This window comes from Pseudomonas sp. A2, from assembly GCF_023100865.1.
Classification (GTDB): domain Bacteria; phylum Pseudomonadota; class Gammaproteobacteria; order Pseudomonadales; family Pseudomonadaceae; genus Aquipseudomonas; species Aquipseudomonas asiatica.
On the sequence record NZ_CP039127.1, the window covers coordinates 74,766 to 97,704 of the forward strand.

General features: G+C 63.2%; 22 protein-coding genes. 9 read left to right on the top strand and 13 right to left on the bottom strand.

Annotated features, from left to right (window positions below; translation table 11 throughout):
* Positions 1–5: 5 nt before the first annotated feature.
* The 3 genes from E5221_RS00350 to E5221_RS00360 all read right to left on the bottom strand — a co-directional run bounded on the left by E5221_RS00350 (position 6) and on the right by E5221_RS00360 (position 2,340).
* Complete coding sequence (locus tag E5221_RS00350; RefSeq protein ID WP_015268426.1) at positions 6–308, bottom strand: type II toxin-antitoxin system HigB family toxin; 303 nt, start codon at positions 306–308, stop codon at positions 6–8.
* 90 nt (positions 309–398) lie between these two features.
* Complete coding sequence (locus E5221_RS00355) at positions 399–806, bottom strand: RcnB family protein (RefSeq protein WP_015268427.1); 408 nt, start codon at positions 804–806, stop codon at positions 399–401.
* Positions 807–1,047: 241 nt separating this feature from the next.
* Positions 1,048–2,340 (bottom strand): sigma 54-interacting transcriptional regulator, encoded by a 1,293-nt coding sequence (locus E5221_RS00360; RefSeq protein ID WP_247846747.1) that lies wholly within the window; start codon positions 2,338–2,340, stop codon positions 1,048–1,050.
* A gap of 222 nt (positions 2,341–2,562) precedes the next feature.
* On the opposite strand from E5221_RS00360, the gene E5221_RS00365 reads away from it, so the two are divergent.
* Genes E5221_RS00365 through E5221_RS00375 form a run of 3 tightly spaced genes read left to right on the top strand, consistent with a single transcriptional unit; the run spans position 2,563 to position 5,573 of the window.
* Positions 2,563–3,447 carry an MBL fold metallo-hydrolase gene (locus tag E5221_RS00365; RefSeq protein ID WP_182329945.1) on the top strand — a complete coding sequence of 295 codons (885 nt, stop codon included), beginning with the start codon at positions 2,563–2,565 and terminating at the stop codon, positions 3,445–3,447.
* Positions 3,448–3,486: 39 nt separating this feature from the next.
* Entirely contained in the window at positions 3,487–4,758 is a 1,272-nt protein-coding gene (locus E5221_RS00370) for an FAD/NAD(P)-binding oxidoreductase (RefSeq protein ID WP_247846748.1), read from the top strand.
* The gene (locus E5221_RS00375; RefSeq protein WP_247846749.1) at positions 4,755–5,573 is read left to right on the top strand and encodes a sulfite exporter TauE/SafE family protein; all 819 of its coding nucleotides are present in this window, start codon (positions 4,755–4,757) and stop codon (positions 5,571–5,573) included. Before E5221_RS00370 ends, E5221_RS00375 begins: the two co-directional genes overlap by 4 nt.
* Here E5221_RS00375 and E5221_RS00380 read toward each other — a convergent pair.
* Entirely contained in the window at positions 5,562–6,449 is an 888-nt protein-coding gene (locus E5221_RS00380) for a LysR family transcriptional regulator (RefSeq protein WP_247846750.1), read from the bottom strand. The two genes, E5221_RS00375 and E5221_RS00380, sit on opposite strands and share 12 nt — an antisense overlap.
* Positions 6,450–6,746: 297 nt before the next feature.
* Between E5221_RS00380 and E5221_RS00385 the strand changes: the two genes are divergently transcribed.
* Together E5221_RS00385 and E5221_RS00390 are read left to right on the top strand one after the other, a co-directional pair.
* Positions 6,747–8,393, top strand: a complete 1,647-nt coding sequence (locus tag E5221_RS00385) for a GMC family oxidoreductase N-terminal domain-containing protein (protein ID WP_247846751.1) — start codon at positions 6,747–6,749, stop codon at positions 8,391–8,393.
* Between the two features lie 97 nt (positions 8,394–8,490).
* On the top strand, positions 8,491–10,110 hold the full coding sequence (locus tag E5221_RS00390) for an MFS transporter (RefSeq protein WP_247846752.1): 1,620 nt from the start codon (positions 8,491–8,493) through the stop codon (positions 10,108–10,110).
* 201 nt (positions 10,111–10,311) lie between these two features.
* On the opposite strand, the gene E5221_RS00395 is transcribed toward E5221_RS00390, so the two are convergent.
* The 4 genes from E5221_RS00395 to glyQ are packed head-to-tail and all read right to left on the bottom strand — an operon-like array spanning position 10,312 to position 14,670.
* Positions 10,312–11,097, bottom strand: coding sequence for a lysophospholipid acyltransferase family protein (locus tag E5221_RS00395; protein ID WP_025337179.1), 786 nt, complete (start codon positions 11,095–11,097; stop codon positions 10,312–10,314).
* A gap of 46 nt (positions 11,098–11,143) precedes the next feature.
* Entirely contained in the window at positions 11,144–11,671 is a 528-nt protein-coding gene (gene gmhB / locus E5221_RS00400) for a D-glycero-beta-D-manno-heptose 1,7-bisphosphate 7-phosphatase (RefSeq protein ID WP_015268435.1), read from the bottom strand.
* Between the two features lie 3 nt (positions 11,672–11,674).
* Complete coding sequence (gene glyS, locus E5221_RS00405; protein ID WP_061550196.1) at positions 11,675–13,726, bottom strand: glycine--tRNA ligase subunit beta; 2,052 nt, start codon at positions 13,724–13,726, stop codon at positions 11,675–11,677.
* Complete coding sequence (glyQ, locus tag E5221_RS00410; protein WP_013970261.1) at positions 13,723–14,670, bottom strand: glycine--tRNA ligase subunit alpha; 948 nt, start codon at positions 14,668–14,670, stop codon at positions 13,723–13,725. Before glyQ ends, glyS begins: the two co-directional genes overlap by 4 nt.
* An 83-nt stretch (positions 14,671–14,753) precedes the next feature.
* On the opposite strand from glyQ, the gene E5221_RS00415 reads away from it, so the two are divergent.
* Together E5221_RS00415 and E5221_RS00420 are read left to right on the top strand one after the other, a co-directional pair.
* Entirely contained in the window at positions 14,754–15,305 is a 552-nt protein-coding gene (locus E5221_RS00415; RefSeq protein WP_003260004.1) for a DNA-3-methyladenine glycosylase I, read from the top strand.
* Positions 15,306–15,346: 41 nt separating this feature from the next.
* On the top strand, positions 15,347–16,234 hold the full coding sequence (locus E5221_RS00420; protein WP_003260003.1) for a lysophospholipid acyltransferase: 888 nt from the start codon (positions 15,347–15,349) through the stop codon (positions 16,232–16,234).
* 97 nt (positions 16,235–16,331) lie between these two features.
* On the opposite strand, the gene E5221_RS00425 is transcribed toward E5221_RS00420, so the two are convergent.
* The 5 genes from E5221_RS00425 to def are packed head-to-tail and all read right to left on the bottom strand — an operon-like array spanning position 16,332 to position 20,861.
* Positions 16,332–16,646, bottom strand: coding sequence for a tetratricopeptide repeat protein (locus E5221_RS00425; RefSeq protein ID WP_061550195.1), 315 nt, complete (start codon positions 16,644–16,646; stop codon positions 16,332–16,334).
* An 11-nt stretch (positions 16,647–16,657) separates the two neighbouring features.
* The gene (trkA, locus tag E5221_RS00430; RefSeq protein ID WP_013970264.1) at positions 16,658–18,031 is read right to left on the bottom strand and encodes a Trk system potassium transporter TrkA; all 1,374 of its coding nucleotides are present in this window, start codon (positions 18,029–18,031) and stop codon (positions 16,658–16,660) included.
* Between the two features lie 23 nt (positions 18,032–18,054).
* Complete coding sequence (gene rsmB, locus E5221_RS00435; RefSeq protein ID WP_061550194.1) at positions 18,055–19,365, bottom strand: 16S rRNA (cytosine(967)-C(5))-methyltransferase RsmB; 1,311 nt, start codon at positions 19,363–19,365, stop codon at positions 18,055–18,057.
* Positions 19,362–20,294: a methionyl-tRNA formyltransferase gene (gene fmt / locus E5221_RS00440; RefSeq protein WP_247846753.1), complete on the bottom strand. Its 933-nt coding sequence runs from the start codon at positions 20,292–20,294 to the stop codon at positions 19,362–19,364. Before fmt ends, rsmB begins: the two co-directional genes overlap by 4 nt.
* A gap of 60 nt (positions 20,295–20,354) precedes the next feature.
* Positions 20,355–20,861: a peptide deformylase gene (gene def, locus E5221_RS00445; protein ID WP_003260000.1), complete on the bottom strand. Its 507-nt coding sequence runs from the start codon at positions 20,859–20,861 to the stop codon at positions 20,355–20,357.
* A gap of 207 nt (positions 20,862–21,068) precedes the next feature.
* Here def and dprA point away from each other — a divergent pair, with 207 nt between their 5' ends.
* Positions 21,069–22,166 carry a DNA-processing protein DprA gene (gene dprA / locus E5221_RS00450; RefSeq protein WP_061550192.1) on the top strand — a complete coding sequence of 366 codons (1,098 nt, stop codon included), beginning with the start codon at positions 21,069–21,071 and terminating at the stop codon, positions 22,164–22,166.
* A 42-nt stretch (positions 22,167–22,208) separates the two neighbouring features.
* Positions 22,209–22,766, top strand: a complete 558-nt coding sequence (locus E5221_RS00455) for an L-threonylcarbamoyladenylate synthase (protein WP_024087945.1) — start codon at positions 22,209–22,211, stop codon at positions 22,764–22,766.
* The last annotated feature ends 173 nt before the right edge of the window (positions 22,767–22,939 follow it).

Genomic DNA, 22,939 nt, shown 5'->3' on the forward strand with positions numbered 1-22,939 from the left:
GATAGTCACTCCATCTCCACAGTGTTTGCGTCGATTTTGTCGTACTCCTCGTGCGTTCCGACAAACTTGATGTAGACCGCTCCAAAGCGGTAGGCAACGGCTACCACCAGCCTGTAATCGTTCCCTTTGATATTGAAGACGACGCGTCTGCCTTTCAGGATGCTTGCGTTACGGTACTGGCTCTTGATGGTATCAGGACTCGTCCATGTCGCTTTCCTGGCTTCGTCGACCCATGCGCGTAGTGGTTGTTCAGCGTTTGGGTAGGTTTCCCAAAAGGCTTTCAACTGGCTGATGGCGATGATCTTCATGTTTGGTAGTGTAGTCCCATGGTGGGACTGCACGCAAGGGTTGGTAGAGTCGCTCCGACAACGATTCAACGTTCCACGTGGAACAGGTATTCAGTAACCGCTGAGGACGTTGACGATCACACCACTGGCAATAGCCACCAGCACATAGTCCCCGTTCACATACAACCAACGGTGATCACGCGGTGGCGCATACAGGTGGCGTGCTTTCCAGTCGGTCACCCAGTAACGGTCGCCACGGTAATGCGGGTCAACCACATGGCCACGCTGCCACTGCTGATGCGGAACCGGCATGCCCTGTTGTGGGCGGAAGTTCGGGTCGCGGTAGGCGGGACCGCGGCCATTGTCATGTCGGCCTTGGTACTGTGGCTGACCATGCGGTGGGTTGCCCTGGTGCGATGGGCCGCCATCATGCCGGTCAGGTGGGCCTGGCTGCGCGAAACTGGCCAAGGGGGCGCTGAGCATGAGCGCGGCGCAGATCACGGTCAGGGTTTTCTTCATTTTGCGGTCCTCTGCATGTTGACGCCTGGCGGGAGCTGACTGGCTGCCAGGTTCGGTTAACTGATCAGACCACAATCATTCCCGCTAAATGTCAGGACAGAGGTAAAGGTCCGGTAAAGGTCTGAGGAGGCGCGGTGGATGGCACCGGCTTCGCTGGTGTTCGCGGGTGAACCCGCTCCCACAGGATGTGTGTTGCCCTCGGGGATACGCGTGTCCTTGTAGACCGCGTTAACCGAACGCGTCAATTCAGGCCAAGCTCCTTCAACCGGCGATACAGGGTGCGCTCGCTCAGGCCAAGGTGACGGGCCAGTTCACTGCGCGAGCCCTTGAACTGTTGCAGTGCCTGGGCCAGCTCACCCAGGTGATTGCGCCGGCCATCTGCCGTGATCGCCCCTGTCGACCCAATGTCCTCCGGCAAATGCTCGGGCCGGATAAGTCCGTCGTCCGCAAACAAACGCGCCCTTTCCAGAATGTTGCGAAGTTCGCGAATATTGCCTGGGAATGGATGCAGCACGAGTTTCTGCAAGGCCTCGTCGCTCAGCCTGGGTGTCGGCTTGCCGGCCATGCGCTGCAGCAGGCTCTGGGCGAGCAAAGGTAGGTCTTCTGCTCGTTCGCGCAACGCCGGCAGACGGATCGGGAAGCCGCTGATGCGGTAATACAGGTCTTCGCGGAAGGTGCCGTCCGCGACCATTTGCCTGAGCGGTTTATGGGTTGCCGACACCAGGCGAAAATCCGAATGCACCGTGCGCAGGCTACCCACCGGGCGGAAGCTGCCGGACTCGATCAGGCGCAGCAGCTTCACCTGCATCGCCAGCGGTACCTCGCCAATTTCATCGAGGAACAGAGTGCCGCCATGCGCCGCTTCAGCCAGGCCGATCTTGCGCTGGTTGGCGCCAGTGAACGCGCCCTTCTCGTAGCCGAACAACTCGCTCTCGAACAACGACTCGGTCAGGCCGGTACAGTCAACCACCACCAACGGGCCGTTGGCCCTGGGGCTGCCCATGTGCACCGCACGGGCGAACAGTTCCTTGCCGGTACCTGACTCACCCTGCAGCAACACCGGGATCTGCGCCGGTGCCGCACGTTGCAGGCTGGCCAGGGCCGCTTTGAACGCTGGCGCGCGGCCGACCAGCCCTTGTTCCTGAGGCTGCGCCGACGCGAGGGTGATGCTGGTCAGGCGTTCGACAAAGGCCACCACCCTGCCCTGTTCATCCAGGATCGGCCGCAGCTCTACATCCACATGCTCGGGGCCGCGTGGCGTGTGATGAATGTGCAAAACCCGCTCCGGTGCCTTGCTGTGCCACGCCTTGCGCATCGGGCAATGCTCGCCGGCCTGGTCGCAAGGCACGGCGTAGTGGTGCGAGACCTTGTGGCATTTCTCACCCAGCGGCGCCTGCTCATGGCGACCGAACTGGCGGCGATAGGCAGCGTTGGCCGCCAGGATGTTGTAGTCGGTATCTAGCACGATGGTTGGCAGGGCATCGTGCTCAAGATAGGAAACCAAAGCTAGGATGAGGGGATGGGCTTCAGGCATGACGGCACCGATTGGATGACCGGCGCAGGGTAACAAGGACTGCCAAACACTGCCATTGGCTGACAGTCGACTGCCATCTGCGCTGCCACTGTCGTCGGCAATTGTCAGCAACGGGCCGGTTTCATTGGCCCAAGCTCAGGAAAATGCCTGGCATGCATCTTGATAAACCTCCTGGCACTGCCTACGCCTGTACAAGGCTGGGCGGATAAATTGGAGAACGCGATGATCATCGGCAACAACCTGCACGTGGACGCCTTTTACGACAAGGCGACCTCCACCATCAGCTACCTGGTCATGGACGGCGAAACGCGCAAGTGTGCGTTGATCGACAGTGTCCTGGACTATGACCCCAAGTCGGGGCGTACCTGCACTGCTTCGGCGGACCAGTTGATTAACCGGGTGAAGGAGCTGCGAGCTGACGTGCAGTGGGTGCTGGAAACCCATGTGCATGCCGACCACCTTTCGGCGGCGGCCTATTTGAAGGAAAAGCTTGGCGGCCATACCGCCATCGGCGCGCAAATCACCCAAGTACAGAAAGTGTTCGGTGCGTTGTTCAACGCCGAGCCTGGCTTCGCCCGCGATGGCAGCCAGTTCGATGTGCTGTTCGAGGACGAGGAAGGTTTCCGCATTGGCAACCTGCATGCCCGTGCGTTGCACACCCCGGGGCACACACCTGCGTGCATGAGCTTCATGATCGAGGACGCCGGCGAGACAGCGGTGTTCGTCGGCGACACCCTGTTCATGCCCGACTACGGTACCGCCCGTTGCGACTTCCCTGGGGCTGATGCTCGCACCCTGTACCGCTCGATCCGTCGCCTGCTGGCTTTCCCCGACCAGACCCGGCTGTTCATGTGCCACGACTACCTGCCAGGTGGCCGTGACATGCAGTACGTCACCACCGTGGCCGAGCAGCGCGCCAACAATATTCATATCCACCAGGGCATCGATGAGGACAGCTTCGTCGCCATGCGTGAAGCCCGCGACAAGACCCTCGACATGCCCGTGCTGATCCTGCCTTCGGTGCAGGTGAACATGCGCAGCGGCCAGTTCCCCGCGCCGGAAGATAACGGTGTGAGCTACCTGAAGATACCGCTGAACAAGCTGTGACCGCCCTGCCCCATAACCAGATTTACAGGATTTACCGCCATGCCTGCCTTGTTGTCCCCTGCCAATACCGATCACCACAAAGTGGTCATCGTCGGTGCCGGCGCCGCCGGAATCGCCACCGCTTCCAGCTTGATCAGCCGTGACCCGTCGCTGGATGTGACCTTGATCGACCCCGCCGAAGTGCATTACTACCAGCCCGGCTGGACCATGGTCGGTGCCGGTGTGTTCAAGGCGCCAAGCACTGCTCGCACCATGGCCTCGACCATTCCGCGCGGCGTTCGCTGGATAAAGGCACGTGTGCAGGGGTTCGACCCGCTGGGCCAACTGGTCCTCCTCGAAGGCGGCCGCGCCATCAGTTATGAACAGTTGGTGGTCTGCCCCGGCCTCAAGCTGGATTGGGCGGCCATTGATGGCCTCAGCGAGACCTTGGGCCGCAATGGCGTCACCTCCAACTACCGCTACGACCTGGCGCCCTACACCTGGGAACTGGTGCAGAAGCTCAAGCAAGGCCGAGCCCTGTTTTGCCAGCCGCCCATGCCGATCAAGTGCGCAGGCGCCCCGCAGAAGGCGCTGTACCTGTCTTGCGACCACTGGCTGCGGCATGGTCACCTGGGGGCTGTGAAAGCCAGTTTCTTCAATGCCGGCGCAGTATTGTTCGGTGTGGCGGACTACGTACCCGCATTGATGAAGTACATCGACAAGTACGCCGTGAACCTCAATTTTTCCCACCGCCTGGTCGCCGTGGACGGGCCGAACAAGCGAGCCACCTTCGTGCGCACCTTGGCCGATGGCAGCAGCGAAACCCGTATCGAGGCCTTCGACATGCTGCACGTGGTACCGCCGCAGGTGGCACCGGACTTCATTCGTGAAAGCCCGTTGGCCGACAGCGCCGGCTGGGTCGATGTCGACCCGCACACCCTGCGCCATCGCCACTTCACCGATGTCCATGCCCTTGGGGACGTGACCAACACCAGCAATGCCAAGACCGCCGCCGCTGCACGCAAGCAGGCTCCGGTCGTGGCCAACAACGTGCTGGTGGCCTTGGGCAGGTTGCCTACCCTGGCCCAGTACGATGGTTATGGCTCGTGCCCGCTCACAGTCGAGCGCGGCAAGATCGTCCTGGCCGAGTTCACCTATGGCGGCAAGCTGGCTCCAAGCTTCCCCAACTGGTTGCTGGATGGCCGCAAGCCGACACGTCTGGCCTGGTTGCTCAAGGCGCAGGTGCTGCCACCCTTGTACTGGAAAGGCATGCTCAAGGGCCGCGAGTGGCTGGCACGGCCACAGCCGTTGGTAGCCGAGGGTCGGCAGTGATCGAACATCAAATACTGGGAGCGGGCCTGGGCGCGATCATCGGTGCCGTGCTGGCGTTGACCGGTGCCGGCGGTGGCATTCTCGCAGTGCCTTTGCTGGTGTTCGGCCTGGGGCTGTCGATGGTCGAGGCGGCACCGGTCGGCCTGCTGGCCGTAGGCATGGCGGCATCGGTGGGTGCTGTGCTGGGCTTGCGGCAGGGCCTGGTGCGCTACCGGGCGGCGCTGTTCATCGCATTGATCGGTGTGGCAGCGGCGCCGTTCGGGCTGATGCTGGCGCACCGCCTGCCGAACACGCCACTGCAGTTGGTGTTCGCCGGGGTGTTGGTGTATGCCTGCCTGCGTATCTGGCGCAAGGCGGCCAAGGAACTGCGCGGCGAAGCCAATGATGCCCATCGCTACATCGAACCCTGCGTGCTGAACCCGCTGCAGGGCCGTTTGCGCTGGACCCTGCCCTGCGCGCGCGCCCTGGCCTTTACCGGCGCATTGTCAGGGCTGCTGTCCGGCCTGCTGGGCGTGGGCGGTGGCTTTGTCATCATCCCGGCCCTTAACCGCTACACCAACCTGCGCATGGCCAGCATCGTCTCCACTTCGCTGGCGGTGATCGCGCTGGTGTCCACCGGCAGTGTGGTCAGCGCCAGCCTCGCAGGGGTAATGCACTGGCAGGTTGGCGCCCCGTTCGCCGTCGGTGCGGTGCTCGGCCTGCTGCTGGCGCGGCCATTGGCGGCCAGGCTGGCCGGACCGCGCTTGCAGCAGATGTTTGCCGTGGCCGGTTGGGCTGCGGCCCTGCTGCTGGCCGGCAAGGCGCTACTGGGCTAGCAGCTCGCTCTGTTCTGCCGCGCAAAGCGCCAGCAGGTAGTCCCACACTACCCGCAGGCGCACCGACTTGTGCAGTTCGCGGCGGGTGCAGATCCAGTAGCTGCGCTGGATGGTTTCGCCAGGCAGCACGCGCACCAGCGTCGGGTCGTTGCGGGCCATGTAGTTGGGCAGTACGGCGATGCCCAACCCGGCGCGGGCGGCGGTTTGCTGGGCGATCACGCTGGTGCTGCGAAACACCACGTTGGGGGCCCGGCAGAAGCTGTTGAGAAACAGCAGTTCCTGGCTGAACAGCAAGTCATCGACGTAGCCGATCCAGCTGTGCCGGGCCAGGTCCTCGCGGTTGCGCAGCGGGGGCGCGCGATCCAGGTAGTCCTGGCTGGCGTACAGGGCCAGGCGATAGTCGGTGAGCTTGCGGGTGATCAGCAGGTCGGCGTTGGGCCGTTCCAGGTGGATGCTGATCTCCGCCTCGCGGTTGAGGATGCTGACGAAGCGCGGCACTGCCACCAGCTCCACTTCCAGGCCGGGGTAGCGGTCGAACAGCGCATTCATCCGCGGGGTGAAGAACAGGATGCCGATGCCTTCGGTCACCCCCAGGCGAATCTTGCCCAGCGGCGTGATGGCCTGGGTGATTTCTTCCTGCGCCAGCAGGGCGACGTTTTCCATGGCTTCGGCGTGCTTGAGCAGGGCCTGGCCCGAGGGGGTCAGTTCATAGCCCTGGGCATGCTGCACGAACAGCGCGGTACCCAGGCTTTGCTCGATGCTCTCGATGTGTCGGGCCACGGTGCTGTGGGTGGTGTTGAGGCGCTTGGCGGCGGTAAGCAGGCGGCCGCTGCGCTGCAACTCGAGGAAAAACCGCAGATCGTTCCAGTCGAACATGCTTGTCCCTATGCATCCAGACCGCGCGAACCTTTGTAGGAGCGGCCTTGTGTCGCGATGGGGCGCGCAGCGGCCCTGAATTCAGCAAACTCGGTCTACCTGAAGGACCACATGTGCTGACTCAGGGCCGCTGCGCGCCCCATCGCGACACAAGGCCGCTCCTACAGGACCGCGCCGTTGCCGTGATGATCGCTGTGCTAAAACGCACAGCGGCTGCGCGAAATCTCGTGTTTCCTCCACGAAATTACTCACTAAGATGGATCGGGACAAGAATAATAATCAGGCCCGAGGTTGCACATGCCATCAGCCGATTCTGTCTTCGACTACGTGGTCGTAGGAGCCGGTCCCGCCGGTTGCCTGTTGGCCAATCGTTTGTCCGCCGACCCTTCCTGCCGCGTACTGCTGCTGGAAGCGGGTGGCCGCGACAACTATCCCTGGATCCATATCCCCGTCGGTTACCTCTATTGCATCGGCAACCCGCGCACCGACTGGTGCTTCAAGACCGAGGCGCAGCCCGGCCTGGGCGGTCGTGCGCTGGGCTATCCACGCGGCAAGGTGCTGGGTGGCTGCTCCTCGATCAACGGCATGATCTACATGCGCGGCCAGGCCGCCGACTACGACCGTTGGGCCGAGCAAGGCAACCACGGCTGGGCCTGGAAGGACGTACTGCCGCTGTTCAAGGCCAGCGAAAGCCACTTTGCCGGCGCCAGCGAGCACCACGGTGGTGATGGCGAATGGCGGGTCGAGCGCCAGCGCTATAGCTGGCCGATCCTCGATGCCTTCCGTGATGCCGCCGAGCAAAGCGGCATCGGCAAGGTCGAGGACTTCAATACCGGCGACAACCAGGGCTGTGGATATTTCCAGGTCAACCAGCGCAGCGGTGTGCGCTGGAACGCTTCCAAGGCTTTTCTACGGCCGATCAAGGATCGCCCCAACCTCACCGTGCTGACCGGCGTTCAGGTTGACCAGGTGCTGCTCAACAATACCCGTGCGCGTGCGGTAAAGGCGTTCTGGCAGGGTGCCTGGCACGAGTTTGCGGCACGTCGCGAGATCATCCTCTGTGCGGGTGCTGTGGGCTCTCCCGGTATCCTGCAGCGCTCCGGCATCGGCCCGCGGCAGTTATTGGAAAGCCTGGGCATTGGCGTGCGTCACGACATGCCCGGTGTTGGCGGCAACCTGCAGGATCACCTGCAGCTGCGCCTGATCTACCAGATCCGCAATTCCCGTACCCTGAACCAGATGGCCAACAGCCTGTGGGGCAAGATGGGCATGGGCCTGCGCTACCTCTATGACCGCAGTGGCCCGCTGGCCATGGCCCCGAGCCAGCTGGGTGCATTCGTGCGTTCAAGCCCGGAGCAGGCCACCGCCAACCTGCAGTACCACGTGCAGCCGCTGTCACTTGAGCGATTCGGCGAACCACTGCACACGTTCCCGGCCTTTACCGCCTCGGTGTGCAACCTGCGCCCGGCCAGCCGCGGGCGTATCGATATCCGCAGCAGCGACATGAACAGCACGCCGCTGATCGACCCCAACTACCTCAGCGACTCCCAGGACCTGCGCGTCGCCGCCGATGCCATTCGCCTTACCCGGCGTATCGTCCAGGCCCCTGCCCTCGCTGCGTTCGACCCAAAGGAATACCTGCCGGGCCCAGCCCTGCAAACCGAAGAAGAGCTGTTCGAAGCCGCCGGCAAGATCGGCACCACCATCTTCCACCCGGTCGGCACCTGCCGCATGGGCAATGGCGAACTGGACGTTGTGGATAACCAGTTGCGCGTACACGGCATCCCCGGCCTGCGCGTGGCGGACGCCTCGATCATGCCGCAGATCACCTCCGGCAATACCTGTTCACCCACCCTGATGATCGCCGAGAAGGCGGCGCAACTGATCCTCAAAGGAGCTGCCACCCAGACCTATTTGAACGAAGACGCGATACCGACGCCCTGACCCGGGTGCGTGCAGTACCGGCAGCTGGCGGTCAGAAGCTGCCGACAGTGGAACAACAAGAATAATCACTGTGGCCTGCGGGCCGAGGACAGCAACGATGTCGGATTACATCCAAGAGCAGGGTGCGGCGGCCAGCAGCTCCAGCCGTCGTGAAGAACGCAAGATCATCTTCGCGTCATCCCTCGGGACAGTTTTCGAGTGGTATGACTTTTTTCTCTATGGTGCGCTGGCAGCGGTCATCAGCAAGCAGTTCTTCGCTGGCGTGAACGACACCACCGCCTTCATCTTCGCCCTCATGGCCTTTGCCGCGGGCTTCCTGGTGCGTCCGTTCGGCGCGCTGGTGTTCGGCCGGCTGGGCGACATGATCGGGCGCAAGTACACCTTCCTGGTCACCATCGTGCTGATGGGCCTGTCCACCTTCGCGGTAGGGTTGTTGCCCACCTACGCCAGCATCGGCATCGCGGCACCGATCATCCTGGTGGTCCTGCGCATGCTGCAGGGGCTGGCGCTGGGGGGTGAATACGGCGGTGCGGCCACCTATGTGGCCGAGCATGCGCCGCCCGGCAAGCGCGGTTTCCACACGGGTTTCATCCAGTCCACCGCCACCCTTGGCCTGTTGTTGTCGCTGGTGGTGGTGCTGGGCAGCCGCTATATCAGTGGCGACCAGTTCGAAACCTGGGGTTGGCGCCTGCCGTTCCTGCTGTCGATCGTGCTGCTGGCGATTTCCACCTGGATCCGCATGAGCATGCACGAGTCGCCGGCCTTCGTGAAAATGAAGGCCCAGGGCAAGGTAAGCAAGTCGCCGATCCGTGAGTCGTTCACCTCGTGGCCGAACCTGAAAGTGGTGCTCACCGCCCTGTTCAGCATCAACGCCGGGCAGGCCGTGACCTTCTACACGGCGCAGTTCTACGTGCTGTTCTTCATGACCCAGATGCTGAAGATGGACCCGGCCCAGGCCAACACCCTGCTGATCATCAGCGTAGTCATTGGTGCGCCGTTCTTCGTGTTCTTCGGCTGGTTGTCCGACCGTATTGGCCGCAAGCCGATCCTGATGCTCGGCCTGCTCCTGGCCACGGTGCTGTACTTCCCGCTGTTCAAGGCGCTGAGCCACTACGCCAACCCACAGATCGACGCAGCCAGCCGCCAGGCGCCGATCGTTGTCACTGCCGACCCGCAAGGCTGCACCTTCCAGTTCGACCCGGTGGGCAAGGCGCGTTTCGACAGCCCGTGCGACAAGGTCAAGACTTTCCTGGTCAAGCAAGGCCTACCGTACAGCTCTGTGGATGTGGCCGGCAGCGATGTGGTGGTTAACATCGGTGACAAGACCATCAACGGCTTCGACGAAGCAGCCATGCGTGCGGCGGTGGAACAGGCCGGCTACCCGGCCAAGGCCGACCCTGGGCAGGTCAACCAGGTGATGGTGGTGGTGTTGATCGTGGCGATGATCCTGATCGCGACCATGACCTATGGCCCGCTGGCGGCGGTGATGGTCGAGCTGTTCCCCACTCGCATCCGCTACACCTCGATGTCACTGCCGTACCACATTGGCAACGGCTGGTTCGGTGGCTTCCTGCCAACGGTGTCGTTCGCGCTGGTGGTGTACACCGGGGATATCTTCTATGGGCTGTGGTACCCGGTGCTGGTGACCGGGATCAGCCTGGTGGTGGGGATCTTCTGCCTGAAAGAAACCAGGGATGTGGATATCGACAAGATCTGACGGCTGCAACGGGCCGTTTCTACACGCCCGCATGAGGCAATAAAAAAACCGGCTGTAAAAGCCGGTTTTCTTATGCCCCAAAAAAACTTATGCACGATTTTCAGAAAAATGTCATACACAGAAATAAACAGCTAATTCAAACACTTAGCGATCACTTCAGGCTTTTAATCCAAAAACAGTTCACAAGTTATCCACAGATGGTCAGGCCATCTGTTCCTGGGGTTTTTCCTCTGCTGGCGGCAGCGAACCCATGGCCCGCTGGGTCGCTTCGTTCCACGCCGCGGCGCGGTCGTTGAGCTCGGCAATGGCCCGTGGCCCGGTGCCGTTGGCGTACATCGGCTCGCCAATCACCACCTCGATTGTGCCCGCGCGCTTGCCCCAGCCGGTCTTCGGCCAGAACTTGCCGGCGTTATGGGCAATCGGCAGCACCGGCAGGCCGGCATTCACTGCCAGCGCGGTACCGCCACGGGAGAACTTGCCCATGGTGCCGAATGGCACGCGGGTGCCTTCCGGGAAGATCAGCACCCAGGTCTTCTGCTTGAGCAGCTCGTCACCCTTGCTGGCTACCTGGCGCAGGGCTTCCTTGGGGTTATCTCGGTTGATCGCGATCGGCCGCAGCATGGCCATGGCCCAACCGAAGAACGGCACGTACAGCAACTCGCGCTTGAGCACCTGGCTCAGCGGCGAGAAATACTGGGAAAGGAAGAAGGTTTCCCAGGTGCTCTGGTGGTTGGACAGGATCACGCAAGGCTCATCAGGCACGTTCTCGGCGCCAGTGATCTTGTAGTCGATACCCAGGATGGTGCGCACCAGGAACAACGCGCAACGGCACCAGTACACGTTGATGAACTTGTAGCGCTTGGGGAACGACAGGAACGGCGCGACGAAGAAGCTCAGCGAGCACCACAGCAGCGAACTGGTGCCCAGCAGCAGGTAAAAAAGAAAGATTCTGATCGCCTGCAGGATCGACATAGTGGCTTGTACCATTGCGGGGCATGCCCGCCTGAGAAAAATGCGCCCGAAGGCGCACTGTTTAAATTAGTTCTCTGGCGATAGCTGCCAGATCGTCGAAAATCAGTGTAGTTTCCGGGACGCCTTTTTCCAGGGTCCGCTCGCCCTTGCCGGTTTTCACCAACACGGGTTGTGCACCGACGGCCAGGGCGGCCTCCAGGTCACCTTTGCTGTCGCCAACGAACCAGACGCCTTCCAGGCCGACCTGGTAATGCTCGGCGATCGCCCGCAGCATGCCAGGCTTGGGCTTGCGGCAATCGCAGCCTTCGTCCGGCCCGTGCGGGCAATACACGATGTGGCCCACTTCGCCACCCTGCTCGGCCACCAGCGCGCGCAGGCGCGCGTGCATGGCCTCGAGGGTAGTCAGCGCATAGTAGCCACGGGCAATGCCGGACTGGTTGGTGGCCACGGCCACCGTCCAGCCCGCCTTGCTCAACTGCGCGATCGCATCGACCGAGCCAGGGATCGGCACCCACTCGTCCAGCGTCTTGATGTAGGCGTCGGAGTCGTAGTTGATTACTCCGTCACGGTCGAGAATCAGCAGTTTCAAGGCTTACCCCAGCAGCGAAATGTCGGCCACGCCCAGGAACAGGCCGCGCAGGCGGCTGAGCAGGGCATAACGGTTGGCGCGTACCTTGGCATCCTCGGCGTTGACCATCACCGCCTCGAAGAAGGCGTCGACCGGGTCACGCAGGGCCGCCAGGCGGGCCAGCGATTCGCTGTACTGGCGTGCAGCAGCCATCGGTTGCACGGCCTGGTCGGCCTGCTGGATGGCCGAGTACAGGGAGAACTCGTTGGCGTTGTCGAAGTACTTCGGCTCGACGTGATCGGCGATGGCGCCTTCGGCCTTGCTCAGCAGGTTCGACACGCGCTTGTTCACCGCGGCCAGGGCCTCGGCTTCCGGCAGCTTGCGGAAGGCTTGTACAGCCTGCACGCGCTGGTCGAAGTCCAAGGCAGAACCTGGCTGCAGGGCACGGACCGACAGGTAGGTGGCCACGTCGATGCCTTCGTCTTCGTAACGCGCACGCAGGCGGTCGAAGATGAACTCCAGCACCTGTTCGGCCAGGCCGGCGGCCTTGACCTTGGCGCCGAACTGCTTGACCGCGAACTCGACCGCACCGGTCAGGTCCAGGTCCAGCTGTTTCTCGATCAGGATACGCAGCACGCCCAAGGCGGCACGGCGCAGGGCGTACGGGTCCTTGCTGCCGGTAGGCAGCATGCCGATGCCGAAGATGCCGACCAGGGTGTCGAGCTTGTCGGCGATGGCCACCGCAGCACCGGTGAGGGTCTGCGGCAGCTCGGCGCCAGCACCGCGCGGCATGTACTGCTCGTTCAGGGCCAGGGCCACGTCTTCCGGCTCACCGTCGTTGAGCGCGTAGTAGTAACCGGCAACACCCTGCATTTCAGGGAATTCGCCGACCATCTCGGTGGCCAGGTCGCACTTCGACAGCAGGCCGGCGCGGCCGGCGCGCTGGGCGTCGCCGCCGATCAGCGGGGCGATGAAGGCGGCCAGCTTGGAGACGCGCTCGGCCTTGTCGTACACGGTACCCAGCTGAGCCTGGAACACCACGTTCTTCAGGCGCTCGTTGAAGGTTTCCAGCGGCTGCTTCTTGTCCTGCTTGAAGAAGAACTCGGCGTCGGTCAGGCGTGGGCGTACGACCTTCTCGTTGCCTTGCACGATCTGCTTCGGGTCGCGGCTCTCGACGTTGGCCACGGTGATGAAGCGCGGCAGCAGCTTGCCTTCGCTGTCCAGCAGGCAGAAGTACTTCTGGTTGTCCTGCATGGTGGTGATCAGGGCTTCCTGTGGCACTTCGAGGAAACGCTCCTCGAACGAGCACACCAGCGGCACTGGCCACTCGACCAGGGCGGTCACTTCGTCCAGCAGCGCCGGCGGCACGATGGCGCTGCCTTCCTGCTGCATGGCCAGCTCGGCGGTACGCTTGCTGATCAGCTCGCGGCGCTCGGCGAAGTCGGCCAGCACGTACGCTTTGCGCAGGTCTTCGACGTAGTTGGCCGGGGTGGTGATGACCACGTTTTCCGGGTGGTGGAAGCGGTGGCCACGGGATTCACGGCCTGCCTTCTGCGACAGGATGGTGCAGTCGACCACCTGGTCGCCCAGCAGCATCACCAGCCATTGGGTCGGGCGCACGAACTCTTCACGGCTGGCCGCCCAGCGCATGCGCTTGGGGATCGGCAGGTCGTTGAGCGAGTCTTCGACGATGGTCGGCAGCAGGCCGGTGGTGGCCTTGCCCGGGATGTGCTGGGAGAAGCGCAGCTTGGGGCCGCTCTGGTCGATTTCCGACAGCTCCACACCGCATTTCTTGGCAAAGCCCAAGGCAGCCTGGGTCGGCTCGCCGTCTTTGAAAGCAGCCTGCAGGGGCGGGCCGTCGATATTGATGCTGCGGTCAGGCTGCTGCACGTCCAGCTGGCGGATCAGCACGGCCAGGCGGCGCGGCGCGGCGTAAACCTGCTTGCCGCTGTAGTTCAGGCCAGCGGCCTGCAGGCCCTTCTCGATACCCGCCAGGAAGGCTTCGCCAAGGCTGGCGAGGGCCTTCGGTGGCAGCTCCTCGGTGCCCAGTTCTACCAGGAAATCTTGAGCACTCATTGTGCAGCCTCCAGCTTAGCCAACACTTCGTCACGCAGTTCAGGGGTGGCCATCGGGAAGCCCAGGCGTGCGCGGGCTTGCAGATAGCTTTGCGCCACGTCCCGGGCCAGGGTACGTACACGCAGGATGTAGCGCTGGCGCTCGGTTACCGAGATGGCGCGGCGGGCGTCCAGCAGGTTGAAGGTGTGCGAGGCCTTCAGGACCATTTCATAGGTCGGCAGCGGCAGCTCAAGCTTGATCAGGCGGTTGGCTTCGCTTTCGTAGAAGTCGAACAGCTCGAACAGCTTGTCGACATTGGCGTGCTCGAAGTTGTAGGTCGACTGCTCCACCTCGTTTTGGTGGAACACGTCGCCGTAGGTGACCTTGCCGAACGGGCCGTCGGCCCACACCAGGTCGTACACCGAGTCGACGCCCTGGATGTACATGGCCAGGCGCTCCAGGCCGTAGGTGATTTCACCAGTGACTGGGTAGCACTCGATGCCGCCTACCTGCTGGAAGTAGGTGAACTGGGTGACTTCCATGCCGTTGAGCCAGATTTCCCAGCCCAGGCCCCAGGCGCCGAGGGTCGGCGATTCCCAGTTGTCTTCGACGAAGCGAATGTCGTGGACCAGCGGGTCCAGGCCGATGGCTTTCAGCGAGCCGAGGTACAGCTCCTGGAAGTTGGCCGGGTTGGGCTTCAGTACCACCTGGAACTGGTAGTAGTGCTGCAGGCGGTTGGGGTTTTCGCCATACCGCCCGTCGGCAGGGCGACGGCTAGGCTGCACATAGGCGGCGTTCCAGGTTTCTGGACCCACGGCGCGCAGGAATGTAGCGGTGTGGAAAGTGCCGGCGCCTACTTCCATATCGTAGGGCTGAAGCACCACACAACCTTGCTCGGCCCAGTAGTTCTGCAGGGCGAGGATCAGGTCTTGGAAGGTACGCACGGCTGGCGTAGGCTGGCTCACGAAATTCACCTGTATCTGGGGATGCGGATGTAAAGAGCGGGAGTATAACCTGATTCGCCTCGCCCTCTACTCATTGGAGCCTTATGCCACGCTGCTTTTGGTGTACCGACGATCCGTTGTACCAGGCCTACCACGACCAGGAATGGGGAACGCCCCAGCGTGACCCGGCGTTGCTGTTCGAGATGCTTTTGCTCGAAGGGTTCCAGGCGGGGCTTTCGTGGATCACCGTATTGCGTAAACGCGAGCGTTATCGCGAGGTGATGCACGGCTTCGATCCGGTGAAACTCGCCGTCATGAGCGACGAACGCATCGAGGAGCTGATGCAGGATGCCGGCATCATCCGCAACCGCCTCAAGCTCAAGGCTGCCAGGCGTAATGCCCAGGCCTGGCTGGCTGTGGACAACCCCGCCGACTGGCTCTGGTCATTCGTCGGTGGTGCGCCGAAGATCAACCACTTCACTGGCCGCAGCGAGGTGCCAGCGGTTACCGATGAAGCCAAGGCGATGAGCAAAGCCCTGCAGAAAGCCGGCTTCACGTTCGTTGGCCCGACCATCTGCTATGCCTTCATGCAGGCCACCGGCATGGTCATGGACCACACCACCGATTGCGATCGCTACGCCGCCTTGTTGCGCTGAGGGGTTACAATGCGCGCCTTGCTGAAATAAGGAATTCGCCTGTGGAAAAGTTCAAGGGCGCCCTGATGGTCGGGGTGCTGCGCCTGTTTGCCAAGCTGCCCTGGGGCGCTGTGCAGCGCGTCGGCGCCGGTATCGGCTGGCTGATGTGGAAGATCCCCAACGGCTCGCGCAATGTCGTGCGCATCAACCTCGCCAAGTGCTTCCCGGAGATGGACCCGGCCGAGCGCGAGCAGCTGGTGGGCCGCGCGTTGAAGGATATCGGTAAATCCTTCGTCGAAAGTGCCTGTGCCTGGATCTGGCCGCCGCAGCGCTCGCTGGAGCTGGTCAAGGAAGTGCACGGCCTGGAAGTGCTGGAGCAGGCCCTGGCCTCGGGCAAGGGCGTGGTCGGCATCACCAGCCACCTGGGTAACTGGGAAGTGCTGAACCACTTCTACTGCAACCAGTGCAAACCGATCATCTTCTATCGCCCGCCGAAGCTGAAGGCGGTGGATGACCTGCTGCGCGAGCAGCGGGTGCAGATGGGCAACCGCGTGGCGCCTTCGACCAAGGAAGGCATCCTCAGCGTGATCAAAGAAGTGCGCCGTGGTGGCCAGGTGGGTATTCCTGCCGACCCGGAGCCGGCGGAGTCGGCCGGGGTGTTCGTGCCGTTCCTGGGTACCCAGGCGCTGACCAGCAAGTTCGTTCCGAACATGCTGGCCGGTGGCAAGGCGGTTGGGGTGTTCCTGCATGCCCTGCGGTTGCCTGACGGCTCGGGCTTCAAGGTGTTCCTGGAGGCGGCGCCGGAAGAGATGTACAGCACCGACGTGACCGTGTCGGCGGCGGCGATGAGCAAGGTGGTCGAGCGCTATGTGCGCGAGTACCCGAGCCAGTACATGTGGAGCATGAAGCGCTTCAAGAAGCGCCCGGCTGGCGAGCCACGCTGGTACTGAGATTTTCACTGTCCCCAGTGGGAGCGGGTTTACCCGCGAATGCGTCGGTGAATCCAACATCGCATTCGCGGGTGAACCCGCTCCCACAGGGACCGCGTTAACCTGATGTCTTGTTGAGTTTCTTCAGAAACACGGTCATCTCTTTCTCGGCCTGCTTGTCCCCATGGGCCTGCGCGGCCACGATCCCCTCCTCCCAGGCCTTGCGCGCCGCCGCCAGGTCACCCTGCAGCTGATGCGCCTTGCCCAGCAGCTTCCACGCCGCCGAGTACTTCGGGTCCTGTTCCACGCACCGTGCCAGATGCACCGCCGCTTCAGCACCATTGCCTTCATCCAGCCAGGCCTTGCCCAGGCCGAACCTCAACAAAGGGTTATCCACACCCTTGGCCAGCATCTTCTCCAGCGATTCGCGCATGCCCTGTGCTCCTAGAAGAAACTCAAGCCGACGTGGAACAGCTTCTCCACATCCCGAATATGCTTTTTATCCACAACGAACAGGATCACATGGTCGCCCGATTCGATCATGGTGTCGTCGTGGGCAATCATCACCTCTTCGTCACGAATGATCGCGCCGATGGTAGTGCCCGGCGGCAGGGCAATGTCTTCGATCGCCTTGCCGACCACCTTGCTCGACTTCGAATCCCCGTGCGCCACCGCTTCGATCGCCTCTGCCGCGCCACGGCGCAGCGAGTGCACGCTGACGATGTCGCCCCGGCGCACGTGCGCCAGCAAGGTGCCGATGGTGGCCAGCTGCGGGCTGATGGCGATGTCGATGTCGCCACCCTGCACCAGGTCGACATAGGCCGGGTTGTTGATGATGGTCATCACCTTGCGCGCACCCAGGCGCTTGGCCAGCAGCGACGACATGATGTTGGCCTCGTCGTCGTTGGTCAGGGCCAGGAAGATGTCGGCGTCGGCGATGTTCTCCTCCAGCATCAGGTCCTTGTCCGAGGCGCTGCCCTGCAGCACCACGGTGCTTTCCAGGGTGTCGGAGAGGTGTCGGCAACGGGCCGGACTCATCTCGATGATCTTCACCTGGTAGCGGCTTTCGATGGCCTCGGCCAGGCGTTCGCCGATTTGCCCGCCACCGGCGATGACCACACGCTTGTTGGTTTCGTCGATACGGCGCAGCTCACCCATCACCGCGCGGATGTCCTTCTTCGCGGCGATGAAGAACACTTCGTCGTCTGCTTCGATCACCGTGTCGCCCCGCGGGGTGATCGGGCGGTCGCGGCGGAAGATGGCCGCCACGCGGGTGTCGACGTTGGGCATGTGCGCGCGGATCTGGCGCAGTTGCTGGCCTACCAGCGGGCCACCGTAGTACGCCTTCACTGCCACCAGCTGGGCCTTGCCTTCTGCGAAGTCGATCACCTGCAGCGAGCCTGGGTGCTCGATCAGGCGCTTGATGTAGTTGGTCACCACCTGCTCGGGGCTGATCAGTACGTCGACCGGGATATGGTCGTTGTCGAACAGCTCTTCGCGGGTCAGGTAGGCCGACTCGCGCACCCGGGCAATCTTGGTCGGGGTGTGGAAAAGCGAATAGGCCACCTGGCAGGCGACCATGTTGGTTTCGTCGCTGTTGGTTACCGCCACCAGCATGTCGGCGTCGTCGGCACCGGCCTGGCGCAGCACCGTAGGCAGCGAGCCGCGGCCTTGCACGGTGCGGATGTCCAGGCGGTCGCCCAGGTCGCGCAGGCGGTCGCCGTCAGTGTCGACCACGGTGATGTCGTTGGCTTCGCTGGCCAGGTGCTCCGCCAGCGTACCGCCTACCTGTCCTGCGCCGAGGATGATGATCTTCATCCGCTACTCCCTACCTTTTGTTTTTATCCGCGCGAGGCGGCGATCTTGATCAGCTTGGCATAGTAGAAACCGTCGTGGCCGCCTTCCTGTGCCAACAACTGGCGGCCGTGGGGCTGGCGCAGGCCGGCTTCGGTGGCCAGGTCCAGCTCACGGGCGCCCGGGGTGCGGGCAAGGAAGGCATCGATCACTTCGGTGTTCTCGGTCGGCAGGCTGGAGCAGGTGGCGTATAGCAGCATGCCGCCCACTTCCAGGGTCGGCCACAGGGCATCGAGCAGCTCACCTTGCAGCGTGGCCAGGGCCGGGATGTCGTCGGCCTGACGGGTCAGCTTGATGTCAGGGTGGCGGCGGATCACGCCGGTGGCCGAACAGGGGGCATCGAGCAGAATGCGCTGGAACGGCTTGCCGTCCCACCAGCTGGCGGTGTCGCGGGCATCGCAGGCGATCAGCTCGGCGTCCAGTTGCAGGCGGTCGAGGTTCTCGCGCACGCGGGTCAGGCGCTTGGCTTCGAGGTCGATGGCCACCACGTGGGCCAGGCCGGTTTCGGCTTCCAGCAGGTGGCAGGTCTTGCCACCCGGTGCACAGCAGGCGTCGAGCACGCGCTGGCCGGGGGCCAGTTCCAGCAGGTCGGCGGACAGCTGCGCGGCTTCGTCCTGCACGCTCACCCAGCCTTCGGCAAAGCCTGGTAGGCCGCGCACGTCGCAGGCTTCGGCCAACACGATACCGTCACGGCTGTACTGGCAGGCGCTGGCGCCAACACCTGCCTCGGCCAGCAGTGCCAGGTAGGCATCGCGGCTGTGGTGGCGACGGTTGACCCGCAGGATCATCGGCGGGTGGGCGTTGTTGGCGGCGCAGATGGCCTCCCACTGCTCCGGCCAGAAGGCCTTGAGCGACTTCTGCAGCCAGCGCGGGTGGGCAGTGCGTACCACCGGGTCGCGCTCCATGCCGGCCAGCAATTCTTCGCCTTCGCGTTGGGCGCGGCGCAGCACGGCATTGAGCAGGCCCTTGGCCCACGGCTTCTTCAGCTTGTCGGCACAGCCAACGGTCTCGCCAATGGCCGCGTGGGCCGGGATACGGCTGTAGAACAGCTGGTACAGGCCGACCAGCAGCAACGCCTGCACATCGGCATCGGCGGCCTTGAACGGCTTCTGCAGCAGCTGCGCCGCCAGCAGGTCCAGGCGTGGCTGCCAGCGTGCGGTACCGAACGCCAGGTCCTGGGTCAGGCCGCGGTCGCGCTCATCGACCTTGTCCAGTTGCGCTGGCAGCGAACTGTTCAGCGAGGCCTTGCCACTGAGTACAGCGGCAAGGGCACGGGCGGCGGCGAGGCGTGGGTTCATTGGCCCAGCACCTTGCCGCTGGCGAATTTCTCACGACGGCTGTTGAACAGGTCGCTGAAGTTCAGTGCCTTGCCGCCGGGCAGTTGCAGGCGGGTCAGGCTCAGTGCCTGGTCACCGCAGGCGACAACCAGGCCGTCCTTGCTGGCGGAGAGGATCTCACCCGGGGTGCCTGTCGCTGTGGTCAAGTTGGCGCCCAGCACTTTCACGCTTTCGCCATCGAGGGTGCTGTGGCACACCGGCCATGGGTTGAAGGCACGGATCAGGCGTTCCAGCTCGACGGCCGGGCGGCTCCAGTCGATGCGCGCTTCGTCCTTGTTCAGCTTGTGCGCGTAGGTGGCCAGGGCATCGTCCTGCACTTCACCGTGCAGCGAACCATCGGCCAGGCCGGCGATGGCCTGGACGACTGCGGGCGGGCCCATCTCGGCCAAGCGGTCGTGCAGGCTGCCGCCGGTGTCTTCGGCGCTGATCGGGGTGACCACCTTGAGCAGCATCAGGCCGGTGTCCAGGCCCGCTTCCATACGCATCACGGTCACACCGCTCTCGGCGTCGCCGGCTTCCACGGCGCGCTGGATCGGTGCGGCACCGCGCCAGCGTGGCAGCAGGGAGGCATGGCTGTTGATGCAGCCCAGGCGCGGGATATCCAGCACCACCTGCGGCAGGATCAGGCCATAGGCGACCACCACCATCAGGTCCGGCTTCAGCGCAGCCAGTTCGGCCTGGGCTTCGGGGTTGCGCAGGGTCGGCGGCTGGAACACCGGGATGTCATGGGCCACAGCCAGTTGCTTGACCGGGCTCGGCATCAGCTTCTGGCCACGGCCAGCGGGGCGGTCGGGCTGGGTGTAGACGGCCACGATCTCGTACGGTCTGTCGAGCAGGGCCTTGAGGTGTTCGGCGGCAAACTCTGGAGTGCCTGCAAAGACGATGCGCATGGAGTTCTCGCTTCAAAAAAGAAAAAGGCTTGCCGGAGCAAGCCTTCTGGAAGGTGGGGATCAGGCTTGCTGGCGGTGCTGCTTTTCCAGCTTCTTCTTGATCCGGTCGCGCTTGAGCTGCGACAGGTAGTCGACGAACAGCTTGCCGTTGAGGTGATCGAATTCATGCTGCACGCACACCGCCAGCAGGCCTTCGCACTCCAGCTCGTAAGGCTTGCCGTCGCGGTCCTGGGCCTTGACCCGCACACGCAGCGGGCGGTCGACGTTCTCGTAGAAGCCAGGTACCGACAGGCAGCCTTCCTGGTACTGGCCCATGTCGTGGGTCAGCTCTTCGACCGTGGGGTTGATGAAGACGCGCGGCTCGCTGCGGTCTTCACTGAGGTCCATGACCACGACCTGCTGGTGCACGTTGACCTGAGTAGCGGCGAGGCCGATGCCAGGGGCTTCGTACATGGTTTCAAACATGTCGTCGATCAGCTGACGCAGGGCGTCGTCGAACACCGTCACCGGCTTGGCGATGGTGCGCAGGCGCGGGTCCGGGAATTCGAGAATGTTCAAGATGGCCATAAGGTCAGGCAGTCACTGTGCGTTCGGTTGAAAACTGAGCACACATAATAAAGGGAAACGGGGATTTCAGCACCTGTGAAAGCTCGTCTAGGGTTTTCAAGGCCAGCTTATTGCCCATTCGATGGACAGGTTGTCAAAGCGTTATCAACAAAGTTATCCACAGTTTGTGCCACGTCGATGGCCCCGATTCGATCAAGGATGATCCCCATGCAGACCTACCATTCGTCGCCTCTTCCGCCTGCCGAACTGGAGGCGAGATTACGCCTGCACCGGCTGCCGGAAACGGGATTGCGTCGCTTTAACAGCTTGCTGGAGGCCTTTGGCAGTGCCTCGTCGGCACTGTGCGCACCGGCTGGCGCCTGGCGCGCATTGGGCATACCCCAGGCCACCATCGATGCCCGGCGCAGTGCCGAAGTTCGTGAGGGTGCACTGGCCGCAATGGCCTGGCTAGAGCGTCAGGGCCAGCATTTGCTGATGTGGGACGGCCCTGGCTACCCGCCACTATTGGCGGAAATCGACGATGCCCCTCCACTGCTTTTCGTAGCTGGAGACCCGGCCTTGCTCGAGCGCCCACAACTGGCAATTGTGGGCAGCAGGCGTGCTTCACCACCGGCGCTCGACACCGCTGCGGCATTTTCCCGCTACTTGGCGCAGGCCGGTTTCACCATTACCAGCGGCTTGGCCGTGGGCATCGACGGTGCCGCTCATCGGGCCGCAATGCAGGCTGGCGGGAGCACGATTGGCGTGCTCGGTACGGGGTTGCAAAAACTTTATCCACAGCGCCACACTTCGCTTGCGCAAGCGATGATCGACAACGGTAGCGCGCTGGTTTCCGAGTACCCGCTGGACGCTGGGCCGCTACCTGGCAACTTCCCGCGGCGCAATCGCATCATCAGTGGCCTGTCGCTGGGCGTGCTGGTGGTCGAGGCAAGCCTGGCCAGTGGTTCGCTGATCACCGCACGCCTGGCTGCCGAGCAAGGCCGCGAGGTGTATGCCATACCGGGATCCATTCACCATCCTGGGGCCAAGGGCTGCCACCAGTTGATCCGTGACGGCGCGCTGCTGGTGGAGAGCGTGGAGCAGATACTGGAAAGCCTGCAGGGTTGGCAGAACCTGCCACCTGCGGTTGAGGATAAATTTGACCATCCACTGCTTGCCCTGCTGCATGCCGCGCCACAGACCAGTGAAAGCTTGGCCCACTGCAGCGAGCTGCCGCTTGCCGACGTGCTGGCGCAGCTGACCGAACTGGAGCTGGAAGGCCGGGTCAGCAATGAAGCCGGGCGTTGGTTTGCCCGCGCGGGCTAAGTACACTGCTCACAAGCAAGGTATATAGGCGGAGTAACAGAAATGGTGAGCAGTTTTCGTGTGCAACAAGCCGCACGTGAGATCCGGGCGGGTGCAGTGATCGCCTACCCGACGGAAGCGGTCTGGGGCCTGGGCTGCGACCCGTGGAACGAGGACGCGGTGTATCGCCTGCTGGCGCTGAAGTCGCGGCCTGTGGATAAAGGCCTGATCCTGGTAGCCGACAACATCCGCCAGTTCGACTTCTTGTTCGAGGACTTCCCCGAAGACTGGATCGACCGCATGGGCAGCACCTGGCCGGGGCCGAACACCTGGCTGGTGCCGCACCAGGACCTGTTGCCCGAATGGGTTACCGGGCAACATGACACCGTGGCACTGCGGGTCAGTGACCACCCGGTGGTACGTGAGCTGTGTGCGTTGGTGGGGCCGTTGATTTCCACCTCGTGCAATCCGGGCGGGCGCCCGGCGGCGAAGACCCGGTTGCGGGTGGAGCAGTACTTCCATGGTCAGCTGGATCTGGTGCTGGGTGGGGCGTTGGGTGGAAGGAAGAACCCGAGTGTGATTCGTGACCTGGTGACTGGCGAAGTCGTTCGTCCGGGCTGACACATATCCACAGGCCTGGCCGGGACCTCCTGTGGGAGCGGGCGAGCCCGCGAAGAATCCAACGCGGTGCCTGGCACGGGCTTCGCCCGTATTCGCGGGCATGCCCGCTCCCACAGGTCAGGGCCAAGCCCCCCCAGATTTTTCTGATTTTGTCCCGAATGGCTGTCCGGTTT